This is a genomic window from Paracoccus sp. KR1-242 (assembly GCF_049446195.1).
Lineage (GTDB): Bacteria > Pseudomonadota > Alphaproteobacteria > Rhodobacterales > Rhodobacteraceae > Paracoccus > Paracoccus broussonetiae.
Window position 1 is genome coordinate 232710 of sequence record NZ_JBMSED010000006.1, and the last position, 21598, is coordinate 254307.

A 21598-nucleotide genomic window follows, 5' to 3' on the forward strand; every position below is an offset into this window, starting at 1 on the left:
ACGGTGCCGCCGCCTTGCGGAGCCCTAAGCGCTTGAAATTCGATCTGTTCAGTCAAGTCCGTTGCAAGTTCCACAGTGCATGTGAAATGCGCGCACATGAACCATAGTATGACAGTCATGAACATTTTGTTGCCAGCTGCGGGATGAGTCTGCTAGCCAAGTTGCAATGACGCCGGTTACGGACGAGGATCGACGACATGCGAGTGGGGATCATTGGCGCTACGGGGTGGCTGGGATCGGCCTTGGGGGGACACCTGCTGACGCGGGGTGTTGTCCCTGCCAGCGATCTTGTCCTTCTGAACCGCAGCGGCCCGCGCGCCGATTATCACGGCCACCGCGTGGAATGGGCCTCCGACGCGGACGCACTTTCGGCGGCGGCCGATGTGATCGTCGTATCTGTCCGCCCCGAAGACTGGGCGAGCCTGAAACTTCAAGCCGAAGGCAAGCTTGTCATCTCGTTCATGGCGGGGGTCGGCTCGGGCGTGCTTGCGAAATGCGGTGGCCGGATCGTGCGGGCCATGCCCAATGCAGCGGCCGAGATCGGGGCCTCCTATTCCCCCTTCTGGGCCGATGCCGGCACAACCCCGCAGGACCGTGCGACCGCCGCGCGACTGCTTTCGGCCATTGGCACCACCGATGAGTTGCCGGACGAAGCGCAGATCGACCTGATGACGGCCCTGCCCGGATCTGGCGCGGCCTATCCCGCGCTGATGGCCATGGCGATGGCGCGCTTCATGCAGGAGCGCGGTGTGCCCGCGGAAATCGCATGGCGCGCGACCGAGGCCGCGGTCTGCGGCGGCGCGGCCATGCTATCAGGGCGTATAGATCAGGCGGAAACGCTTGTAGAAGCCTATCGCGACTATCGCGGCACCACCGCCGCCGGAATTGATGCAGCCGAGGCGGAGGGCTTTTCGCTGGCCATCTCGCGCGCTCTCGAAGCAGCCACCGAAAAGGCGCGCCAGATGGGCGCGGCTTTCCAGACCTAGCCATACCGGGAATGCAGCGAGCTTCGCGGCGGTTCGCATGCATCGACATCAAATAGCCGCAACAGGGAAAACCATAATGAACAAACTTGCACTCGCCCTTGCAGCCGGTCTTCCCGCTGCGGCCTTCGCAGGCGCCGCCAGCGCCGATTGCGGTTCCTTCACCATCGCAAGCATGAACTGGCAAAGTGCCGAGGTACTGGCCAACCTGGACCAGTTCATCCTGAACGAAGGCTATGGTTGCGATGCCGAGATCACGACCAGCGACACCGTCCCCGCGATCACCTCGCTTGTGGAAAAGGGCCAGCCCGAGGTGGTGCCGGAATCCTGGGTCGACCTGATGCCCGAAGTCGTGGCCGGGGGCCTGAAGGACGGCAAGATCGTCGAACTGTCGCGCTCGCTGTCCGATGGCGGCCAGCAGGGCTGGTTCATCCCCCGCTACATGCTGGACGAGCACCCGAACCTGAACAAGATCGAGGAAATCCTCGCCCATCCCGAACTTTTCCCCGCCCCCGAGGATGCCTCCAAGGGCGCGGTCTATAACGGTCCGCAGGGCTGGGGCGGCACCGTCGTCACCACCCAGCTTGCGAAAGCCTTCGATATCGAGGGCAAGGGCTTCACGCTGGTCGATACCGGCTCGGCCGCAGGCCTCGACGGCTCGATGGCGAAGGCCTACGAGCAGAAGGCGCCGTGGCTGGGCTTCTACTGGTCGCCCACTTCGATGCTGGGCAAGTACGATATGGTGCCGGTCGATTTCGGAATGCCGAACGACATGGCAGAGTGGAAGCGCTGCACCTCGGTCTCGGAATGCGCCGATCCCAAGCAGAACGCCTTCCCGCGTGACAACGTCTTCACGCTGGTGTCGAAAAGCTTCGCCGAAAAGACCGATCCGGCTGTCATCGACTATCTCTCGAAGCGCAGCTGGACCAACGACACCGTCAACACGCTGATGGCGTGGATGACCGACAACCAGGCCACTGGCGAGGATGGCGCGCGCGAGTTCCTGAAGACCCACGAGGATCTTTGGACCGCATGGGTCACGCCGGAAGCGGCCGAAAAGATCAAGTCCGCCCTCTGAAGCCGAAGGGGGCGGCGTTCTGCCCCCCTGCCCTTCGCCCTGTCGGTAGCTACTGCCCAATGACGAGGTCGCGATGACTTGGTTCAACAAGTTTCCACAGCTGGATGACGGTTTTCTCCGTGATCTGAAGAAAGTCATCGACGATGGCTTCCGGTCCTTCACCCGCGCCTATGGCGATGCCATCGAAGGCCTGTTCGAACCGCTGCGCCATTTCCTGGTCTGGTCCGAGAACCTTCTGACCAATACGCCCTGGCCCATCATCCTGCTGGCCGTCGCGGCTCTTGCCTGGGGGGCCAGCCGCAGCATCCGCATCGTCATCGCCAGCATCGTGACCCTGTGCCTGATCGGCGCGTTCGGGATGTGGGATGACACGATGAAGACGATCTCTATGATCCTGACCTCGACCCTGCTGGCCATCGCGGTCGGGCTGCCCATCGGCATCCTGATGTCGCGGTCGGACCGGGTGCAGTCGGTGGTCAATCCGGTTCTGGACATCATGCAGACGATGCCGTCCTTCGTCTATCTGATCCCGGTCGTGATGCTGCTTGGGATCGGCAAGGTGCCCGGCCTGATCGCGGTGGTGATCTATGCCATCCCCCCGATGATCCGTCTGACCAACCTTGGCATCCGGCAGGTCGACCGCGAGGTGCTGGAGGCGGCGGATGCCTTTGGTTCCTCTCGCTGGCAAAGGCTGGTCAAGGCGGAACTGCCTCTGGCCCTGCCGACCATCATGGCGGGGATCAACCAGACGATCATGATGGCGCTGGCCATGGTCGTCATCGCATCGATGATCGGGGTGCAGGGTTTGGGCCAGCCGGTGCTGAAGGCGATCTCGAACCAGTATTTCACGCTTGGCCTGTTCAACGGTCTGGCCATCGTCGGCATCGCGATCCTGTTCGATCGCATCAGCCAGGCCTGGGGCCACCGGCTGCAGAAACATCGCGGAGGCGGCCATGTCTGAACCCATCGGGATCGAGATCAGAAACCTCTACAAGATTTTCGGAGCGCGTGGCGCCGAGTTCATCGACGCCATCAATGGCGGCATGACCAAGCAGGAACTGAACGACAACCATCGCCACGTGCTGGGCCTGCGCGACATCAACATCACCATTCCCGCGGGCGCGATCCAGGTCGTGATGGGCTTGTCCGGCTCGGGCAAGTCGACGCTGATCCGCCATATCAACCGGCTGATCGATCCCACAGCCGGACAGATCCTGGTCGAAGGGCAGGATGTCGTGCAGATGTCCCCCGAGGCGCTGCGCAGCTTCCGGCGCCACAGGACCGCGATGGTGTTCCAAAAGTTCGGATTGCTGCCGCACCGCACGGTGATCGAGAACGTGGGCTATGGGCTTGAGGTGCAGGGCGTCGATTCCGCCCAACGCAACAAGACCTCGATGCGCTGGATCGAACGTGTCGGCCTGTCCGGATACGAGGCGAAATATCCCAGCCAGCTTTCAGGCGGCATGCAGCAGCGCGTCGGACTGGCCCGCGCGCTGGCGAATGACGCGCCGATCCTGCTGATGGACGAGGCCTATTCCGCGCTGGATCCGCTGATCCGCTATGACATGCAGACCGTTTTGCTGGACCTGCAGAAAGAGGTGCGCAAGACCATCGTCTTCATCACCCATGACCTTGACGAGGCGCTGCGCATCGGCGACCGGATCGCGCTTTTGCGCGACGGCTCGGTCATCCAGCAGGGCACGGGGCAGGACATCGTGCTGAACCCCGCCGACGATTATGTCGCGAATTTCGTCCAGCATGTCGATCGCGGCAAGGTCGTGCAGGTCGCCTCGGTGATGGAGCCCTTGGCCCCGGACGCGGGCGGGGTGCCGATGATCCGTTCGGACATCACCCTGACCGAGGCGCTGCGCGACATGATGGGACGGGGCGTTCAGTGCCTTGGGGTCGAGGATGGCAGCGGACGGCCCGTGGGGCAATTGTCCCTGCAACGCGCGATCTCGGTCTCGGCAGGGGCCTGAGATGGCGCGGCCGCCCCTTGCAGATCTTGATGGCAGCCATTTCGAGGTCGTCATCATCGGCGCCGGCGCCGTCGGCTGTGCCACCGCCCGCGAACTGGCCGAGCGCGGCTATCGCACGCTGCTGGTCGATCGCGGGGACATCGGCGCGGGCACCTCGGCCCGTTCCAGCCGGATGCTTTATTCGGGCGTCGGCTATCTCGCCCCGCGTTATCCGCTGTGGCAGATGGTGCTGCACCCGCGCGACATGCTGGAACGCCTGCGCTATACGCGGCAGGTGATGCGGTGCCGGGCCGAACTGGTCCGGCTGATGCCGGGGCACCTGACGCGGCATTCCTTCCATTATCCGTTCCGGCGCGGAGATCGCTATCCGGCATGGCTGGTCGGCATCGGCTTCCGCCTGGCCGACGCCTTGGGCGAATGGGAATTCCCGCTCTCCTACCGTCGCAAGAACCGGGCCGATGCCGCCGGCATCAGCCCGCTTGCAGCCGAGCTTGGCGGTTCCCTGACCGGGGTCGGCCATTTCGAAGAATACATGTATGCCTGGCCCGAGCGGATCTGCGTCGATACCGCGCTGGATGCGGAACGTCGGGGCGCGATCATCCGCACCTATACCGCAGTGACCGGGCTTCAACGGACCGCCGACCGGTGGCAGGTGACACTGGAGGAACGCGAACCCCATGCGACGGGCATTGCAAACCTCACCGCCGACCTGGTCGTGAATGCGGCCGGTCCCTGGATCGACATGGTTCCGGGTGCAGGGCGCGGCCCCCGCGTCCTTGGCGTCAAGGGCGTCAACGTCATGGTCCGCCTGCCCGAAGGGTTCCGCGGGCTGGGGCTTGAGGCTTTTTCCAGCAAGGGTGAGCCCTTCTATGTATTTCCCTGGCGCGACCTGCACTTCATGGGTCCCACAGAGACCGTCGTCTCGGAAGATCCAGACGAGATCAGGGTCGAGGATGCCGAGATCGACTATATCCTGGCCGAGGCGAACCAGCTGTTCCCGCGCCTGCGCCTGGATCGTTGCGATGTGCTGCACGCGTGGTGCGGGGTGCGCCCGACCTCGACCCTGGACGGCAGATCGCCTGTCCTGCCGGTCCGCGTCGTCGCAGATCCGGCTACGCCACAGCTGCTTGCCGTGACGGGTTCCACGATCATGCTGCACCGCCACGCCGCTCGCATGGTGGCCCGCGCGGTCGAAGAACGGCTTGGCATACGCGCCGACGGCCCCCACGGCCCCATCGTGAAGCCAGAGCCGCCGCAGACGGCCGAAGGGCTGACGGCGCTGGTGCACCGGGAACATGTCATCCGGCTGGGCGACCTGATCCGGCGACGGTTGCCCGACGGGCTTGGCCCCGACCTGGGGCTGGACCGGGCCGAGGAACTGTCCCATGCCCTTGCCGCGGCCAAAGACTGGACCGAGGACCGCCGGCACGCCGAGTTGCGCGACTTCCACGATGAGGTGGCAAGGATCAACCCCGCCCCCACAGGGGGGGGCTTCAGGCGCGCGGCGGAGTCCGGTCAAACGGGCTGATCCTTACCGGCGAACCGGCCGCCTGTCCAAGCCCGCCCTTCGGCATTTAAGGAGACCCTTGCGGATCTCCTTTCGTTTTCAGCCCGCCAGCAGCGCGGCGTTTCCGCCAGCCGCCGTCGTATCGACGCAAAGGTGGCGTTCATGCGCGACATGGGCCAGATCGGGCATGGCCGTGACCAGCTGGACGATTTCGCCCTCGCGTTCGGCCAGCGCCGCGGCATAGGCCCGGCCCTGCATCTCGTCCCCCCACCACAGCACGGCCGAAAGCTGCGGCAGGCGGCCCAGCGCCTCGGGCGAAAGATCGCCATCCGCGGCGACCGCCACCCCGCCCAGCCGCTGGACCGCCGTGACTTGCGCCGCGACCGCGGCCCGGCCCGGACCAAGGCACAGAACCGGCGCACGGGTATGCGAGGACAGGCGGTTCAATTCCCCTGTCGGACCGGGCATCAGGCGCTCCTCGATCTTCTTCGGGTTCGCGCTCGACAGAGCGGCGCGCAACCGCGCCTCGTCGGCCGGGCCCTTCCATTCCATCCCGATGGCCGAAGGCTCGCCCGGCGCGAAGAAACGCGGGACATAGCGCGGGCCGCCCGCCTTCGGCCCGGTGCCCGACAACCCCTCGCCCCCAAAGGGCTGGCTGCCGACAACCGCGCCGATCTGGTTGCGGTTGACATAGATGTTGCCGACATGGATCGCGTCGGTGACCTCCTGCACGCGGCTGTCGATGCGGGTGTGAAGTCCAAAGGTCAGCCCGAAGCCGCGCGCATTGATGTCGGAGATCACTTTGCCCAGCTCGTCGCCCTTGAAGGTCGCGACATGCAGGACCGGGCCAAAGATCTCGCGTTCCAGATCGGCGATGCCGCGGACCTTCAGCAGGGTCGGCGGGATGAACCAGCCCTGCGCCGGCGCGTCAAGCTTGTGGATCACGCGCTTGCCGTTGGCGGCAATGTAATCGGCAATGTCCTTCTGTGCGTTCGGATCGATCACCGGGCCGACATCCGTCTGCAAAGCCCACGGATCGCCCAAGACCAGCTCGTCCATCGCGCCCTTGATCATCTCGATCAGGTGCGGGGCGATATCCTCCTGCACGTAAAGGCAGCGCAGCGCCGAACAGCGCTGACCGGCCGACCGGAACGAGGATGCCACGACATCGCGGACCGCCTGTTCCGGCAACGCGGTGGAATCGACGATCATGGCGTTCAGCCCGCCGGTCTCGGCGATCAGCGGAGTTCCGGGGTGCAGATGCTCGGCCATGGTGCGCGAGATCGTCTGCGCCGTCGCGGTCGAGCCGGTAAAGACCACACCCGCGATCCGCGGGTCCGAGGTCAGCGCGGTCCCGACCACGCTGCCACGACCGGGCAGCAGTTGCAGCGCGGTGTTCGGAACGCCCGCCTGATGCAGCAGCTGGACGCCCAGCATCGCGATGACGGGCGTCGCCTCGGCCGGTTTCGCGATGACGGCGTTCCCGGCCATCAGCGCCGCAGCGATCTGGCCGGTGAAGATCGCCAGCGGAAAGTTCCACGGGCTGATCGCGCCGACAACGCCGCGCGGCGCCTGCGGGCTCGCCTCGCCCTCGGCGGCGTAATAGCGCAGGAAATCCACCGCCTCGCGCAGTTCGGCCACGGCATCGGCCAGCGACTTGCCCGCCTCGCGTCCAAGCACAGCGAAGATGCGACCGAAATCCGCCTCGTAAAGATCTGCGGCACGGCGCAGGATGCGGGCACGTTCGGCGGCCGGAACATCCCAGGTGCGGGCGTCGTCGATGGCGCGCGCGGCAGTTTCGGCGTCGACCATCATCACCTGCGCAATCGCCGCGCCCGTCGCCGGGTTCAGGACATCCTGCATCGCCCCGGTCGGCGGCGAGACGGTCTGCGGCATCGCATCGGGAATCGGCAGGTCGCGCGCGGCCCGGATCCGGGCCAGCGTCTCTTCATCGTTCAGGTCGAACCCGACCGAGTTCCGCCGCTCGTCTCCGTAAAGCGCGGCGGGGGCCAGCAGGGAACGCGGTGCATGCGCCGTCGCCAGCGCCTCGAACGGGTCGCGCGCGACCTCTTCGGGGGATACGCTTTCGTTGACGATCTGGTGAACGAAGGACGAGTTCGCCCCGTTCTCCAGCAGGCGGCGGACCAGATAGGCCAACAGGTCCCGATGCGCCCCGACGGGGGCATAGATCCGGCAGCGGCCCTTGGTTTCGTTCAGCACGATGTCATGCAGCCGCTCGCCCATGCCATGCAGGCGCTGGAATTCGAAGCGGATGCCGCCGACCATCTCAAGGACGGCAGCCACGGTCTGGGCGTTATGCGTCGCGAATTGCGGATAGATGCGGTCGGCATAGCCGATCAGCTTCTTCGCGTTGGAAATATAGCTGACATCGGTGGCGACCTTGCTGGTGAACAGCGGGAAGCCCTCGAACCCCTCGACCTGCGCGCGCTTGATCTCGGTATCCCAATAGGCGCCCTTGACCAGTCGAACCATGATCCTGCGGTCAAGCCGCGTCGCGGTCTGGTAAAGCCAGTCGATCACCTGCCCGGCGCGCTTGCCATAGGCCTGCACGACAACGCCGAAGCCGTCCCACCCGGCCAGCGAGGGATCGGACAGCACCGCCTCGATCACCTTCAGCGACAGGACCAGCCGGTCCTGTTCCTCGGCGTCGATGTTCATGCCCATGCCACCGGCCTTGGCCTGCTGCGCCAGCTTCAGCACCACCGGCACCAGTTCGGCCATGACGCGCTCTTCCTGCGCGACCTCATAGCGCGGATGCAGCGCCGACAGCTTGATCGAGATGCCTGGATTGGCCTCGACCGAGCCCTTGTCGCAGGCCTTGGCAATGGCCGCGATCGCGTCGGAATAGGCGCGGTCATAGCGCACCGCGTCTGCGCCGGTCATCGCCGCCTCGCCCAGCATGTCATAGCTGTAGGTAAAACCCTGCGCCTCGCGCTTTCGGGCGCGGTCCAGCGCACCTTCGATGGTCTGGCCCAGAACGAACTGGCGGCCCATCTCTTTCATGGCGCGGCCGACGGCAGAGCGGATCACCGGTTCGCCCAGGCGGCGCACCATGCGGCGCAACGTCCCGGCCTGGTCATCATCCAGCACCTTGCCGGTCAGCATGAGCGCCCAGGTCGAGGCGTTGACCAGCGACGAACTGGCCTCGCCCAGATGCTTGCCCCAGTCCGAGGGCGCGATCTTGTCCTCGATCAGCGCGTCGATGGTCTGGCGGTCGGGCACGCGCAGCATCGCTTCGGCCAGGCACATCAGCGCCACGCCTTCGCGCGTGGACAGCCCGTATTCCGCCAGGAAATGCTCCATCATCGTCGGCTTCGCCTCGACCCGGATGCGGCGGACAAGATCGGCGGCGCGCGTGGTGATCGCGGCGCGCGTGTCGGCATCCAGCCCGGCCTGCTGCACAAGCCCGGTCAGAAGCGCCGCTTCATCCGCGAATTTCGCGTCGGTTGAAAACACTGTGGGGCTGACATGCGCCATGCCGATCTCCTTATTCGATGCGGGAGAGATAGCAGAAAGGTTCTGGTCCATGTGTCTGAATGCATGTTAATCCATAGTCCGAAGGAACAAAATCGGGGCGGAAAACGGATGGAAGAGAAACTTGACGCCATCGACCGCAAGATCTTGGCCGAACTGACCGAGAACGCCCGCATTCCGGTTGCCGAACTGGCGCGCAAGGTGGGGTTGTCCAAGACCCCCGTGGCACTGCGCATCCGCCATCTTGAGGAGATCGGCCTGATCACCGGCTATCGCGCGATCCTGTCGCCGATGAAGCTGGGCCTGACCAACGTGACCTATCTTGAGGTCAGCATGAACGACACGCGCGAACACGCGCTTCAGCAGTTCAACACCGCCGTCCGCGCCATCCCCGAAGTCGAGGAATGCTACATGATCGCGGGCGGTTGCGATTACCTGCTGAAGGTCCGTTCGCGCGACATGAACCATTTCCGCCAGATCCTTGCCGACAAGATCTCGTCCCTGCCCCATATCAGCAATACCTCCAGCCACGTCTCGATGGAGGCGGTGGTGGAACAGAACTTCAATCTGGGCTGAAGGGTTCAGCCCGCCATCATCCGGGCGATATAAACGGCGATCATCAGGTCCAGATGCGCGCCGCCGCCGTTCTTGAAGACCGTGATCTCGTCATCCGTGACGCGCTTGCGGGCGTCCGGGCGCACGAGGTCGTAAAGATCGCCCAGCACGTCCCCCGGTGTGATCGCACCCGAGGCGATCGCAACTCTCCGATATGGCCAATGGTGGTGGCGCGGCTGTCGACGAACAGCGCCGCGCGGGCGATCAGCGCATCATCGGCCTCGCGCATGTCGGACTTGAACGCGCCGATCAGGTCGACATGGGTACCGGGTCGCAGCCAGTCGCCAAGAATGACCGGCTCGCGCGCCATCGTCGCGGTCGAGACGATATCCGCCCGACCGACCGCATCGCGCAGGTCGGCGACGACGGCAAGTTCGGCCCCGATCCCGGCCAGACCCGCGACCAGCGCCTGCGCCTGTTCGGGACGCCGCGCCCAGACCGACACGCGCTTGATCCCCGCCAGAACCGTGGTATAGGCCCGGATCAGACTGGCCGCGACCGTGCCCGCACCGACGACCAGCAGATGGCGGCTGTCCGGGCGGGCCAACAGGCTGGCGCCAAGCACCGAATCCGCCGCCGTTTTGACGCCTGTCACCAGCGCACTGTCGATGACTGCGGCAAGCGCGCCGTCGTCGGGATCAAAGACCAGCATCGCCCCCTGCACCGTCGGCAGGCCGCGCGCGGCATTGGCGTCAAAGACGGTGAACGACTTCGCGCCATAGCCCAGCCCCTCGATATAGGCCGAGCGGCTCATCATCGTGCCCTGCGCGGGCCCAAGGAACACGTCGCGGATCTGCGCAGGAGGCAGGAGATGACCCGCCCGCAATGCCTCGACCGCGCCACCCCAGTCGATGCGGCCCACTGCATCCGAGGACGAGATTACCACCGGGCGTCGGATCGCATCGGTCATCGCAGCTGTCTTTCGTGTTGGGTGGCCGGAATATCTGTGACGTCCCGAACTTGGTTCGGCCAGCGAAATTCGCATGGGCCTTGTCATCAATTCGCCACGAAGATGGGGCCATTTCGAATTGACCGCCCAAAGCAAGGGCAAGTTCCAATTATGGATCAAAAACGGATATTTGCACCTCGGGTTTCAAATCCCGTTGACTGAAATTGTCAATCGGGCAAAGCTCGCCCCATCCGATACATCCCGAGGTTGTCATGACGTGGATTTCGTCCATCCTCTCGCAGTCGCCGGAAATCGCATTGTTCCTTTCGCTGGCCGGGGGCTATTGGATCGGCTCGTTCCGGTTCGGTAAATTCCAGCTTGGCGGCGTCGCGGGTTCGCTTCTTGTCGCCGTTCTGATCAGTCTTTTCGGCGTCCATATCGACAACGGCGTCAAATCGCTTCTGTTCGCGCTGTTCATCTATGCGGTCGGCTATGAAAGCGGGCCGCAATTCTTTCGCTCGCTGGGCCGGCAAAGCCTGCGGGAAATCGCCCTGGCCGCTTTCCTTGCGATCAGCGGGCTTCTGACCGTCATCGTGCTGGCGCGCATGTTCGGGCTGGACAAGGGCCTTGCGGCGGGGGTCGCCGCTGGCGGCCTGACGCAATCCGCGATCATCGGCACGGCAAGCTCGGCCATCTCGAAGCTCGGCCTTGCTGCGGAAGAGGTGCAGCGCCTGCAGGGCAATGTCGCTGTGGGCTATGCCGTGACCTATATCTTCGGCTCGTTCGGGGCGATCATCGTCTGTGTCAACATCCTGCCCTGGCTGATGAAGCGCGGCATCCGCGATGACGCGATGAAGGCCGAAGCCGCGCTGCTGGCGGGTGCGCAGGTCTATGGACCGGGCGAATCGCCCGCCCTGCCGGAACTGGTCGGCCGCGTCTATCGGCTGGGCAGTGGCGCGCTGGGATCGGTCCTTGATCTGGAAAACAGCGCCGGACATCGCCTGACGGTTGAACGCGTCAAGCGCAATGGCGCGTTGATCGGGGTTGAGCCATCGCTGATCCTGCAACCGGGCGATGTCGTGCTGATCGTCGGCCGCCGGGAAGAGGTCGTGGGAAGAAGCTTTGGCGAAGAAGTCCTGCCCGACGCCGACATGGAACTGGTGATGATCACGCGCGAAGTCGCAGTCACCAATCCCGATTTCATCGGCAAGACGATGGGCGTCATCCGCTCCAGCGTGGGCGATGCGCTGCGCCACGGGATCTATGTCCTGTCGGTCAGCCGCGCGGGCGTGCCGGTCAAGATGACCGACGCGACGGTCGTCCAGGCGGGCGATCTGGTCACCGTGCGCGGCACGTCCGAGGATGTGCAGCGGATCGCACGCGCCACCGGCACCTCGATCCTGCCCAGCGACAAGACGGACTGGATATTCCACGGCATCGGCATCTCGGTCGGCCTGCTGATCGGGCTGGCCGTGCTGCGGATCGGGTCCATCCCGCTGACGCTGGGCAGCGGGGGCGGCGCGCTGCTGTCAGGCCTGGTCTTCGGTTGGCTCAGGACGCGAAATTATGCTCATGGGAACATGCCCATCGCGGCCTCGACATTGCTGCGCGACCTTGGTCTTGCGGGCTTTGTTGCGGTCGTCGGACTGCAATCGGGCCTGCAGGCGATCACCACGATCCGCGACAGCGGCATCCAGCTGTTCATGATCGGCGTCGTCGTCACCCTGCTGCCGATGATCCTGACCATGCTCTTCGGTCGCTACGTCCTGAAATACGACAATACCGCGGTCTTTGCCGGCGCCCTTTCCGGATCGCGCAGCGCCAACCCCGCCTTTGGCGAGGTGCTGGACAAGGCCGGCAACTCGGTTCCGACCACGCCCTTCGCAATCACCTATGCATTGGCAAACGTTTTCCTGACGCTTCTTGGGCCACTTGTCGTGGCCTTCACCTGACATTGAAGACTGGAGGTCGCGATGGCGACGGACTACAGCAAATATGCCAAGTTGAGCCCATTTGAACTCAAGGACGAATTGATCAAGCTGGCCTCGGGCAAGGCGAACCGGACCATGCTGAACGCGGGCCGGGGTAACCCGAACTTCCTGGCCACCCTGCCGCGCCGGGCCTTTTTCCAGCTTGGGCTGTTCGCCACGACCGAGGCGGAACTGTCTTATTCCTACATGAGCGTGGCGGTCGGCGGGATGCCCAAGATCGATGGGATCGAAGGCCGCTTCGAACGCTTCACCGCCGACAATCGCGACAAACCGGGCGTCGTTTTCCTGGCCCGCGCCCTTTCCTATGTCCGCGATCAGCTTGGGCTTCCGGCCTCGGAATTCCTGCATGAAATGGTCGAGGGCGTGCTTGGGATCAATTACCCCGTCCCGCCGCGCATGCTGACCATCAGCGAAGAAATCGTTCGCCACTATATCCTCAAGGAAATGGTGGGCGGCCCGATTTCGTCGGATGCGGTCCGCCTTTTCGCGGTCGAAGGGGGAACGGCGGCGATGGCCTATCTTTTCCATTCGCTGCAGATGAACGGCCTGGTCAAAAAGGGCGACAAATGCGCCATCGGCACGCCGGTATTCACCCCCTATCTGGAAATTCCCGAGCTTGCGGAATTCGGACTGGAGCAGGTCGCCATTCACGCCGACCCGGAAAACGACTGGCAATATCCCGCGTCCGAGCTTGAGAAGCTGAAGGATCCGGCGATCAAGATCTTCTTCGTCGTCAATCCCAGCAATCCGCCGTCGGTCAAGATCAACGATGCCGGGCTTGAGCAGATCGCCAGCATCGTCAAGGATCACCGCCCCGACCTGATGATCCTGACCGACGATGTCTATGGCACCTTTGCCGACGACTTCCGTTCGCTGTTCTCGGTCTGCCCGCAGAACACGATCCTTGTCTATTCCTTCTCGAAATATTTCGGCGCAACCGGCTGGCGGCTGGGCGTGATCGCCACCCATGACGACAACGTCATGGACCGCGCGCTGGCGGACCTGCCCGAGAAGACCAAGGTCGAACTGGATGCGCGCTATGCCTCGCTGACGCCGGACATTCGCGGCCTGTCCTTCATCGACCGCGTCGTGGCCGACAGCCGCGTCGTCGCGCTGAACCACACGGCCGGGCTTTCGACGCCCCAGCAGGTGCAGATGGTCCTGTTCTCGCTTTTCGCGCTGATGGACGAAGCGGACAGCTACAAGGCCGAGTTGAAGAAGCTGATCCGCCGGCGCGAGGCGACCCTTTACCGCGAACTGGGCCTGCCGGTCGAGCACGAGGCGAACTCGGTCGACTATTACACGCTGCTCGACCTGCAGGGAATTTCGCGCAAGCTTTACGGCGACGACTTCGCCGAATGGATGTCGGAAAGGGCCAGCGCGGGCGACATGCTGTTCCGCATCGCAGACGAAACCGGGATCGTGATGCTGCCCGGCAAAGGCTTCGGGTCCGACCGTGCGTCGGGGCGCATCTCGCTCGCGAACCTGAACGAGTACGAATATGCGGCGATCGGGCGGCTGCTGCGCAAGATGGCCGATGAACTACATGACGAGTACAAGAAACGCTGAAACCAGATGGTTCCTGAACCCCTTGCTTCGATAGGTCCGGCATGTCCCTTTTGACCGACCCCGTCGTTGCGCTCTTTGTCTCGCTGGCCGTGGGTCACCTGATCGGCCGCCTGCGTATCGGTCCCGTGGCGCTTGGCGGCGTCTGCGGGACCCTTTTCGTCGCGCTGGCACTTGGCCAGCTTGGCGTACGCGTCCCTGACGAGCTGAAGAACGCAGCCTTTGCGCTGTTCATCTATGCGCTCGGCTTTACGGCCGGGCCGCAATTCTTCGCCAATATCCGGGGGGGCGCGCGCTTTGCCGTGTTTCCCGTCATCGAGGTGTCGGTATCGCTGACGCTGACCCTGCTGGCGGTCATGTGGCTCAAGCTGGATGCGGGGACCGCAGCCGGGCTTTTCGCCGGTTCTGCCACGGAATCTGCCGTCCTTGGCACCGCGTCCGAGGCGATCGCGAAACTTGGCCTTGCGCCCGAGATCAACACCCAGCTTCAGGCCAACATCGCCACCGCCTACAGCCTGACCTATCTGTTCGGGTTGATCTCGATCGTGCTGTTCGTGACCCAGATCGCCCCCGTCATCGCCCGCAAGAACCTGCGCAAAGAGGCCGAGTTGCTGGCCGACAAGCTGGGCGCGGGGGAAGAAGGGGTCTATGAGCTGCCGGTCGTCGTCCAGCGCGCCTTCGAGGTCGGGCAACTGGCCGGTCATTCCGTCCGAGAATTCGAAGAGACGCGCCACTGGACCGTGGTGATCGAAGGGGTGCTGCGCAATGGCGGCATCATTCCCGTCGATCTGGATTCTGTCCTGGTCGAGGGGGACATCCTGCTGCTGCGCGGTCGCCGGAATACGATTCTTGCAGCCGGCAAGGTGCTGGGCAAGGAGGTTCCGGTCCCGCAGAATTCAGGGCTCGCTCTGATCTCGCATGACATCGTCCTGACCCGCGACGAAGCGGTCGGGCACGAGGCGCGCGACCTTCGCCAACTGGTCTCGGCCGAGCAGCAGCGCGGCATCTTCATCACCCAGATCCGCCGCATGGGCCATGCCGTGCCGCCCCTGCCAAAGACGATCCTGCAAGAAGGCGACGTGATCACCCTTTACGGCCCCGAGGAAGACGTGATGCGTGCCGCCGACGAACTCGGCTCACCGCTTCCACCCGAGGACAGCACCGACTTCGCAGTCCTTGGCCTTGGCATCGTCATCGGGCTCATCATCGGGCATCTCAGCCTGCGGGTCGGGGCGGTGGACCTTACGCTGGGGCTGGGCGGGGGCGCGCTGCTTTCCGGGCTGGTCTTCGGCTGGCTGAACATGCGCTTTCCGCGGCACGGCGCCCTGCCCGGCGCGGCGGCGCATTTCGCCAAGGATTTCGGCCTTGCGACCTTCATCGCGGCCATCGGCCTTAGCGCCGGGCCGGATGCGATCGCGCTTATCAAGGAATACGGGCTGCTGTTCCCGGTCCTGGGCATCGTGCTGTCACTGGCGCCGGCCTTCATTTCGCTGATGGTTGGCCTGTGGCTGATGAAGCTGCCCCTGCCGATCCTGCTGGGCGCGATTGCCGGGCAGCATTGCAGCACGCCCGCGGTCAGCTCGCTTGTCAGTCAGGCGGGGAACGGGACGCCGGTCATCGGCTATACCGTGACCTATGCCATCGCGAACGTGCTGCTGCCGTTGATGGGGCCGATCGTGGTGGCGCTGGCGCGGATGGTCTGACGGGAAGCCATCGACAGACAGCGGCGGGCGCAGTCAATGCGCCCGCCGCCTGCATTCAGAAGAACGCCTGCAGGCCGGTGATCGCGCGGCCCAGGATCAGCGCATGAACGTCATGCGTCCCTTCATAGGTGTTCACCGTCTCCAGGTTCGCGGCATGGCGCATCACCTGGTATTCTTCCTGGATGCCGTTCCCGCCATGCATGTCGCGCGCGATGCGCGCGATTTCCAGCGCCTTGCCGCAATTGTTGCGCTTGACGATCGAAATCATCTCGGGCGCAGCCTGCGCCTCGTCCAGAAGCCGCCCGACCCGCAGGCTGGCCTGCAGCCCCAGCGCGATGTCAGTCATCATATTGGCAAGCTTCAGCTGGAAAAGCTGCGTATTGGCAAGCGGCCGCCCGAACTGCTGGCGGTCAAGGCCATATTGCCGCGCCGCATGCATGCAGAATTCGGCCGCGCCAAGCGCGCCCCAGCTGATGCCATAGCGCGCGCGGTTCAGACAGCCGAAGGGACCTTTCAGCCCCTCGACTCCGGGCAGAAGCGCATCCTCGGGGACTTCCACCCCCTCCATCACGATTTCGCCGGTGATCGAGGCGCGCAGGGACAGCTTGCCTCCGATCTTGGGCGCACTCAGCCCCTTCATGCCCTTTTCCAGCACAAAGCCACGGATCTTGCCGCCATGCGCCTCGGATTTCGCCCAAACGACGAAGACATCGGCGATGGGCGCGTTCGAGATCCACATCTTCGATCCCGACAGCACGTAGCCCCCGGCAGTCTTCTTCGCGACGGTCTTCATGCCCGCAGGGTCCGATCCGGCATCAGGCTCGGTCAGGCCGAAGCAGCCGATCCATTCGCCCGAGGCAAGCTTCGGCAGGTATTTCCGGCGCTGCTCGTCCGAGCCGTAGGCGTGGATCGGATACATCACCAATGATGACTGCACCGACATCATGCTGCGATAGCCGCTGTCGACGCGCTCGACCTCGCGCGCGACAAGGCCATAGGCGACATACGAACCGCCCAGCCCGCCGAATTCCTCGGGGATGGTGACACCCAGCAGGCCCATCTGGCCCATCTCGCGAAAGATCTCGGGGTCGGTGATCTCGTCGCGATAGGCGGAGATGACGCGGGGTTGCAGACGATCCTGCGCATAGGCGCGGGCGGCGTCCCGCAGCATCCGCTCTTCCTCGGTCAGTTGCAGTTCCATGCGGAACGGATCTTCCCAGTCGAAGCGGCCCAGATCCGGGGCATCCTTCGGTTTCTGCCTGCTCGGTTCGGACATGGCGTTAGGCTCCTTGGCTGCAAATGTGGTTATCGGTCCGGGGTCAGTCCGCGTCAAAGGACCATTTTCCCGAACCCAGCGCCGGCGCGGCCTTGTCGGTGACCATCCGGCTGCGGGAAAAGACGATGGGGGTGCGCAAGCCGGCAATCCCCTCGGGCGCGATACGCAGCCCACGATGCTGGATTTGCGGTTCGGCCAAAGCCTGCGAGACGCTGTTGATCGGTCCGGCCGGGACCCCCACCCGCTCAAGCGCGGCCAGAAGCTCGTCCCGCGCGCGCCGCCCGGTCGCCTCGGCCAGCATCGGGGTCAGGCTGTCCCGGTGCGCGACGCGTTCAGGGTTGGTCGCATATTCGGGCCGCGTCGCCAGTTCTGCCATCCCCAGCACCTCGCTGAGCGCGGCGAATTGGCGGTCGTTGCCGCAAGCGATGATCAAATGACCATCCCGCGCGGGAAAGACCTGATAGGGCACGATATTCGGATGCGCATTTCCCAACCGCCGCGGTTCGGTCCCGCCCAAAAGATGGTTCGTCGCCTGATTGGCAAGGACCGCGACACCGCTGTCCAGCAACGACAGGTCCAGATGCTGGCCCAGCCCCGTGCGGGCGCGTTCGGCCAGCGCTGCCTGCACCGCGATCACGCCGTAGAGCCCGGTGAAGATGTCGATCCAGGCGACCCCGATCTTCTGCGGCTCCCCCTCGGGGTCACCGGTCAGGTCCATGATGCCGCTCATGCCCTGGATCAGGAAGTCATAGCCCGGCTGCGCCGCCCGCGGCCCGGTCTGCCCAAAGCCTGTGATCGAGGCATAGACCAGCCCCGGATTGCGGGCCGCGAGGCTGTCATAATCCAATCCGAAGCGTTTCAGCCCGCCCAGCTTGAAGTTCTCGATCACGACATCGGCCTGATCGATCAGGTCTTTCAGCCGGTCAAGATCATCGGCATTCCCAAAGTCGCAGATGACCGAGGTCTTGCCCCGGTTCGCAGCGTGAAAATAGGCGGCGACCGTCTCGGACCCGCCATCCGGGCGCGGGCGCTGGATGAAGGGCGGCCCCCAGCGGCGGGTGTCATCCCCCTCGGGTGCCTCGACCTTGATGACCGTCGCCCCCAGATCGGCCAGCGTCTGGCCGATCCATGGACCGGCCAGAATGCGCGCCAGCTCGACCACCTTCAGATCTTTCAGCGGTGCGTCCGTCATGTCCTGCCTGTTCCATCGCCCTGAGGTCATGCACTAGATCATTGTCCGAGGAACCGGAAACTCATATTTTCTGCAAGATCATGCATTGGATGAATGAACTTGCGACCACGCCGCTATCTTCCGTCGATACAGCAACTCCTTGCCTTCGAGGCCGTGATGCGCAGCGGCTCCAGCACTGCCGCCGCCGAAGAGCTGGGCCTGACCCAAAGCACCGTCAGCAGGCTGGTGCAAAGCCTTGAGGAACAGTTGGGCAGCCCGCTGTTTCACCGGCGCCGCAAGCGGCTCTGGCCCTCGGAACTGGCCACCGGCTATGTGGCCGAAGTCACGCGGGCGCTGAACATCATCCAGCATGCCAGCATGCAGATAGCGGTCAACCCTGCCGGTGGCACGCTGTCGCTGGCAATCCTGCCGACTTTCGGCACGCGTTGGCTGGCGCCCCGGCTCAAGGACTTTCTGTCCTGCCATCCCGGCATCTCGCTGAACGTGTCGACGCGCGTGCCCCGGTTCAGCTTCGGGACCGAGCCGTTCGACGCCGTCATCTATTATGGCCACGCGGACTGGCCCGATGCCCATCACCAGAAACTGTTCGACGAAAGCCATGTCGCCTGCGTGGCGCACCGCTTTTTGCAAGGACGCAGGATTTCGGGACTGGACGAGGTCGCAGCGCTGACCCTGCTGCATCTGGAAAACCGCCCGACTGCGTGGGAGGACTGGTTCCGCGCGCAGGGCCACGCCCCCCGGCTGGGCAGCGGCGGCATGATGATGGACCAGTTTTCGATGATCATTCAGGCGGCGATCCAGGGCTTGGGCGTCGCGCTTCTTCCCGAATATCTGGCCGAGGACGAATTGCGAGAAGGCCGCCTGGTTGCCCTGCCCTTTCCCGCGGTGCGTGCGGGTGGCGCCTATATGCTGGCCTGGCCCGACACCCGGCAGATGGGTCGCCCGCTGGCCGCCTTTCGCGAATGGCTTGCGGGACAATGCGATCACGATCGGCCGAACGAGCCGTGATCGGCGGCTTTCGGCTTTCAGCCACAACCAAGGCGCGATTTAGACGGCAGAATGCTCGCTTTTGGAGGCGAAAGCCCACGATTTGCCGCCGACGGGGCGGCATCTCTCCGCCGAATGATGCTGGAACCTGCATGGCCGATGGACGCTGGGGTTTCTGCGTATTAGGAATGATTCAAAACATCCGCGCGCAGGAATCAACCTGTGCGTGTAAGAATCCGGGCAGAGTGAGCGTGCAAATACAGGATTCCAAACACATGCCGACCCAAAAGGTCGCGACGGTGAAGCCGGTGCAGATTCGCGGCCGCTTCTTCACGGCGGTCGCGCTGCATCTTTCGGGTCCGGCGGACCGAGACTTCCTTGCGGCGCTGGATGCCAAGTTGCACCAGACCCCGCTGTTCTTCGAGAATGCGCCCCTGGTCATCGACCTTGAACACGCGCAGGGCTTGGACGGAGAGCGCGAGATGGTGGCCCTGGCCTCCGAGATGCGGTCGCGCCGCCTGTCGGTCTTCGGCATCCAGAACGGCAGCCCCGCGCAGGTGGCAGCCGCTGCCAAGGCCGGGCTGATCGCCCTGCCCGGCGGGCGCAATGTCCCCCTGGACCGCGTGACCCGGACCGAACGTCCCTCGGCGAATGCCGCCGCGGCCGCCACGACCCCCGAGGTCGAGAAAGAGGCGGCGCAGCCGATCACCCGCACCATCACCCAGCCCATCCGGTCGGGCCAGACGGTCTTTGCCGACCGCGGCGACCTGATCGTCCTGGGTCCGGTCAGTTCGGGGGCCGAGATCATCGCGGCGGGCAATATCCATGTCTATGGCCGTCTGCGCGGCAGGGCACTTGCGGGTGTGAACGGCGATACCTCGGCCCGGATCTTCTGCCACAGCCTTGACGCCGAATTGCTGGCCATCGCGGGTCTTTACCGGACCAGCGAGAATCTGGGGGCCGACATCCCCAGGGAACACGTGCAGGTCTGCCTGGAAGGCGAGAAACTGCGCGTCCTGTCCCTCAAGTAACACCTGATCGAAAGGAAGCCTGTCGTGAGCAAGGTCATCGTAGTCACCTCGGGGAAAGGCGGCGTCGGCAAGACCACCTCCTCGGCCGCCATCAGCGCAGGGCTTGCCATGCGCGGCCACAAGACGGTCGTGATCGACTTTGACGTGGGCCTGCGCAACCTCGACATGATCATGGGCTGCGAACGCCGCGTGGTTTTCGACTTCATCAACGTGATCCAGGGCGACGCCAAGCTGAAGCAGGCGCTGATCAAGGATCGCCGGCTTGAGAACCTCTTCGTGCTGCCGACCTCGCAGACCCGCGACAAGGACGCGTTGACCAAGGAAGGCGTCAAGGCCGTCCTGGACGAACTGCGCGAGGAATTCGAATACATCATCTGCGACAGCCCCGCCGGGATCGAGCGCGGCGCCCATCTGGCGATGTATTACGCCGACGAGGCCGTGGTCGTGACGAACCCGGAAGTGTCCTCGGTCCGTGACAGCGACCGGGTGCTGGGCCTGCTGAACAGCAAGACCTATCACGCGGAAAAGGGCGGTGAGCGGTCGGTCAAGGCACAGCTTCTGCTGACGCGCTTCGACCCGCAGCGTTCGGCCAATGGCGAGATGATGAGCGTTGAGGACGTTCTGGAAATCCTGGCGATCCCGCTGATCGGCATCATCCCGGAAAGCACCACCGTGCTCAAGGCATCGAACCTTGGCATGCCGGTCGTGATGGACGACAAGTCCCCCGCCGCCAAGGCCTATGAGGACGCGGTCGGCCGGCTTGTGGGCGAACAGATCGAACTGCGCGTGAACCCGGCCGAGCGCCGCGGCTTCCTTCAGCGCCTTCTTGGACGGACGGCCTGACCATGTTCGGCTTCTCCTTCCGCCCGCGAAAGAACGGCTCCGCCCAGACCGCCAAGGAACGGCTCCAGATCCTCCTCGCGCATGAACGCGCCGGAGGAACCAGCCCGGACTTCCTACCCACGCTGCAGCGCGAGATCCTTGAGGTCGTGCGCCGGCACATGGAGATCGACGGCGATGCCGTCGACGTCAAGCTGGAGCGCGGCAACGAACTTTCGAGCCTCGAAATCAACATCGAGCTGCCCGGCCCCGAAAAGCTGGCCGACAAGAAGAAGAACTGAAGCCCAAGCGTCAAAGGGCCCCGGTAGCAAGCCGGGGCCCTTTCGCCATCCGTCGCGCGCGCCCCGGTGGGATCGCCCCGTGACGTCCTGCTCGCCCTTATCGACAAACCGACGCTCTGCCGTTTCCGGCAGCGCCCTTGTCCTGCGAGCTTGCGACCCTATGCAAAAAGGCCCCGGCACGATTG

The 21598-nt window shown here is 64.4% G+C and carries 16 protein-coding genes and 1 pseudogene; 13 read left to right on the top strand and 4 right to left on the bottom strand.

Going from position 1 to position 21598, the window contains the following annotated elements; translation table 11 throughout:
• The first annotated feature begins 197 nt into the window (after nucleotides 1-197).
• The 5 genes from ACO2Q4_RS10960 (at nucleotide 198) to ACO2Q4_RS10980 (ending at nucleotide 5568) form a co-directional block, all read left to right on the top strand.
• Nucleotides 198-986, top strand: coding sequence for a pyrroline-5-carboxylate reductase family protein (locus ACO2Q4_RS10960; RefSeq protein WP_423319233.1), 789 nt, complete (start codon nucleotides 198-200; stop codon nucleotides 984-986).
• A gap of 76 nt (nucleotides 987-1062) precedes the next feature.
• On the top strand, nucleotides 1063-2061 hold the full coding sequence (locus tag ACO2Q4_RS10965; protein WP_311758185.1) for an ABC transporter substrate-binding protein: 999 nt from the start codon (nucleotides 1063-1065) through the stop codon (nucleotides 2059-2061).
• A gap of 73 nt (nucleotides 2062-2134) precedes the next feature.
• A complete protein-coding gene (locus tag ACO2Q4_RS10970; RefSeq protein ID WP_311758184.1) occupies nucleotides 2135-3022 on the top strand; it encodes an ABC transporter permease in 888 nt (295 codons plus the stop codon).
• The gene (locus ACO2Q4_RS10975; RefSeq protein ID WP_311758183.1) at nucleotides 3015-4040 is read left to right on the top strand and encodes a quaternary amine ABC transporter ATP-binding protein; all 1026 of its coding nucleotides are present in this window, start codon (nucleotides 3015-3017) and stop codon (nucleotides 4038-4040) included. The genes ACO2Q4_RS10970 and ACO2Q4_RS10975 overlap by 8 nt, the downstream gene beginning before the upstream one ends.
• Nucleotide 4041: 1 nt before the next feature.
• Nucleotides 4042-5568: an FAD-dependent oxidoreductase gene (locus ACO2Q4_RS10980; RefSeq protein ID WP_423319237.1), complete on the top strand. Its 1527-nt coding sequence runs from the start codon at nucleotides 4042-4044 to the stop codon at nucleotides 5566-5568.
• A gap of 78 nt (nucleotides 5569-5646) precedes the next feature.
• On the opposite strand, the gene putA is transcribed toward ACO2Q4_RS10980, so the two are convergent.
• Nucleotides 5647-9045 carry a bifunctional proline dehydrogenase/L-glutamate gamma-semialdehyde dehydrogenase PutA gene (gene putA / locus ACO2Q4_RS10985; protein WP_423319238.1) on the bottom strand — a complete coding sequence of 1133 codons (3399 nt, stop codon included), beginning with the start codon at nucleotides 9043-9045 and terminating at the stop codon, nucleotides 5647-5649.
• 108 nt (nucleotides 9046-9153) lie between these two features.
• Between putA and ACO2Q4_RS10990 the strand changes: the two genes are divergently transcribed.
• Nucleotides 9154-9618 carry an Lrp/AsnC family transcriptional regulator gene (locus ACO2Q4_RS10990; protein WP_423319240.1) on the top strand — a complete coding sequence of 155 codons (465 nt, stop codon included), beginning with the start codon at nucleotides 9154-9156 and terminating at the stop codon, nucleotides 9616-9618.
• A gap of 5 nt (nucleotides 9619-9623) precedes the next feature.
• On the opposite strand, the pseudogene ACO2Q4_RS10995 reads toward ACO2Q4_RS10990, so the two are convergent.
• Nucleotides 9624-10567: pseudogene (locus tag ACO2Q4_RS10995) on the bottom strand (ornithine cyclodeaminase family protein).
• A 251-nt stretch (nucleotides 10568-10818) separates the two neighbouring features.
• Here ACO2Q4_RS10995 and aspT (ACO2Q4_RS11000) point away from each other — a divergent pair.
• From aspT (ACO2Q4_RS11000) to aspT (ACO2Q4_RS11010), 3 genes are read left to right on the top strand one after another with little or no spacing between them, the layout of a single operon-like run.
• Nucleotides 10819-12498, top strand: coding sequence for an aspartate-alanine antiporter (gene aspT, locus ACO2Q4_RS11000; RefSeq protein ID WP_395132299.1), 1680 nt, complete (start codon nucleotides 10819-10821; stop codon nucleotides 12496-12498).
• A 21-nt stretch (nucleotides 12499-12519) separates the two neighbouring features.
• Nucleotides 12520-14106 carry a bifunctional aspartate transaminase/aspartate 4-decarboxylase gene (locus ACO2Q4_RS11005; RefSeq protein WP_423319242.1) on the top strand — a complete coding sequence of 529 codons (1587 nt, stop codon included), beginning with the start codon at nucleotides 12520-12522 and terminating at the stop codon, nucleotides 14104-14106.
• A gap of 41 nt (nucleotides 14107-14147) precedes the next feature.
• Complete coding sequence (gene aspT / locus ACO2Q4_RS11010; RefSeq protein ID WP_311758176.1) at nucleotides 14148-15806, top strand: aspartate-alanine antiporter; 1659 nt, start codon at nucleotides 14148-14150, stop codon at nucleotides 15804-15806.
• Between the two features lie 55 nt (nucleotides 15807-15861).
• Here the strand turns inward: aspT (ACO2Q4_RS11010) and ACO2Q4_RS11015 are convergent, their stop codons facing one another.
• Nucleotides 15862-17082, bottom strand: coding sequence for an acyl-CoA dehydrogenase (locus ACO2Q4_RS11015; protein WP_423319244.1), 1221 nt, complete (start codon nucleotides 17080-17082; stop codon nucleotides 15862-15864).
• A 43-nt stretch (nucleotides 17083-17125) separates the two neighbouring features.
• Nucleotides 17126-18274: a CaiB/BaiF CoA transferase family protein gene (locus tag ACO2Q4_RS11020; protein WP_423319246.1), complete on the bottom strand. Its 1149-nt coding sequence runs from the start codon at nucleotides 18272-18274 to the stop codon at nucleotides 17126-17128.
• Nucleotides 18275-18367: 93 nt separating this feature from the next.
• Between ACO2Q4_RS11020 and ACO2Q4_RS11025 the strand changes: the two genes are divergently transcribed.
• The 4 genes from ACO2Q4_RS11025 (at nucleotide 18368) to minE (ending at nucleotide 21413) form a co-directional block, all read left to right on the top strand.
• Nucleotides 18368-19282 carry a LysR family transcriptional regulator gene (locus ACO2Q4_RS11025; protein WP_423319248.1) on the top strand — a complete coding sequence of 305 codons (915 nt, stop codon included), beginning with the start codon at nucleotides 18368-18370 and terminating at the stop codon, nucleotides 19280-19282.
• Nucleotides 19283-19536: 254 nt separating this feature from the next.
• Nucleotides 19537-20292: a septum site-determining protein MinC gene (minC, locus tag ACO2Q4_RS11030; protein ID WP_311758172.1), complete on the top strand. Its 756-nt coding sequence runs from the start codon at nucleotides 19537-19539 to the stop codon at nucleotides 20290-20292.
• 24 nt (nucleotides 20293-20316) lie between these two features.
• Nucleotides 20317-21135, top strand: a complete 819-nt coding sequence (gene minD / locus ACO2Q4_RS11035) for a septum site-determining protein MinD (RefSeq protein ID WP_311758171.1) — start codon at nucleotides 20317-20319, stop codon at nucleotides 21133-21135.
• A 2-nt stretch (nucleotides 21136-21137) separates the two neighbouring features.
• On the top strand, nucleotides 21138-21413 hold the full coding sequence (gene minE / locus ACO2Q4_RS11040; RefSeq protein WP_311758170.1) for a cell division topological specificity factor MinE: 276 nt from the start codon (nucleotides 21138-21140) through the stop codon (nucleotides 21411-21413).
• The last annotated feature ends 185 nt before the right edge of the window (nucleotides 21414-21598 follow it).

What these genes read in the sequence shown, in the direction of transcription:
- ACO2Q4_RS11015 (WP_423319244.1), bottom strand. Translation starts at nt 17,082, where the DNA reads ATGTCCGAACCGAGCAGGCAGAAACCGAAGGATGCCCCGGATCTGGGC.
- putA (WP_423319238.1), bottom strand. Translation starts at nt 9,045, where the DNA reads ATGGCGCATGTCAGCCCCACAGTGTTTTCAACCGACGCGAAATTCGCG.
- ACO2Q4_RS10960 (WP_423319233.1), top strand. Translation starts at nt 198, where the DNA reads ATGCGAGTGGGGATCATTGGCGCTACGGGGTGGCTGGGATCGGCCTTG.
- ACO2Q4_RS10990 (WP_423319240.1), top strand. Translation starts at nt 9,154, where the DNA reads ATGGAAGAGAAACTTGACGCCATCGACCGCAAGATCTTGGCCGAACTG.
- ACO2Q4_RS11020 (WP_423319246.1), bottom strand. Translation starts at nt 18,274, where the DNA reads ATGACGGACGCACCGCTGAAAGATCTGAAGGTGGTCGAGCTGGCGCGC.
- ACO2Q4_RS10975 (WP_311758183.1), top strand. Translation starts at nt 3,015, where the DNA reads ATGTCTGAACCCATCGGGATCGAGATCAGAAACCTCTACAAGATTTTC.
- ACO2Q4_RS10970 (WP_311758184.1), top strand. Translation starts at nt 2,135, where the DNA reads ATGACTTGGTTCAACAAGTTTCCACAGCTGGATGACGGTTTTCTCCGT.
- aspT (WP_395132299.1), top strand. Translation starts at nt 10,819, where the DNA reads ATGACGTGGATTTCGTCCATCCTCTCGCAGTCGCCGGAAATCGCATTG.
- minC (WP_311758172.1), top strand. Translation starts at nt 19,537, where the DNA reads ATGCCGACCCAAAAGGTCGCGACGGTGAAGCCGGTGCAGATTCGCGGC.
- ACO2Q4_RS10980 (WP_423319237.1), top strand. Translation starts at nt 4,042, where the DNA reads ATGGCGCGGCCGCCCCTTGCAGATCTTGATGGCAGCCATTTCGAGGTC.
- ACO2Q4_RS11025 (WP_423319248.1), top strand. Translation starts at nt 18,368, where the DNA reads ATGAACTTGCGACCACGCCGCTATCTTCCGTCGATACAGCAACTCCTT.
- aspT (WP_311758176.1), top strand. Translation starts at nt 14,148, where the DNA reads ATGTCCCTTTTGACCGACCCCGTCGTTGCGCTCTTTGTCTCGCTGGCC.
- minE (WP_311758170.1), top strand. Translation starts at nt 21,138, where the DNA reads ATGTTCGGCTTCTCCTTCCGCCCGCGAAAGAACGGCTCCGCCCAGACC.
- ACO2Q4_RS10965 (WP_311758185.1), top strand. Translation starts at nt 1,063, where the DNA reads ATGAACAAACTTGCACTCGCCCTTGCAGCCGGTCTTCCCGCTGCGGCC.
- ACO2Q4_RS11005 (WP_423319242.1), top strand. Translation starts at nt 12,520, where the DNA reads ATGGCGACGGACTACAGCAAATATGCCAAGTTGAGCCCATTTGAACTC.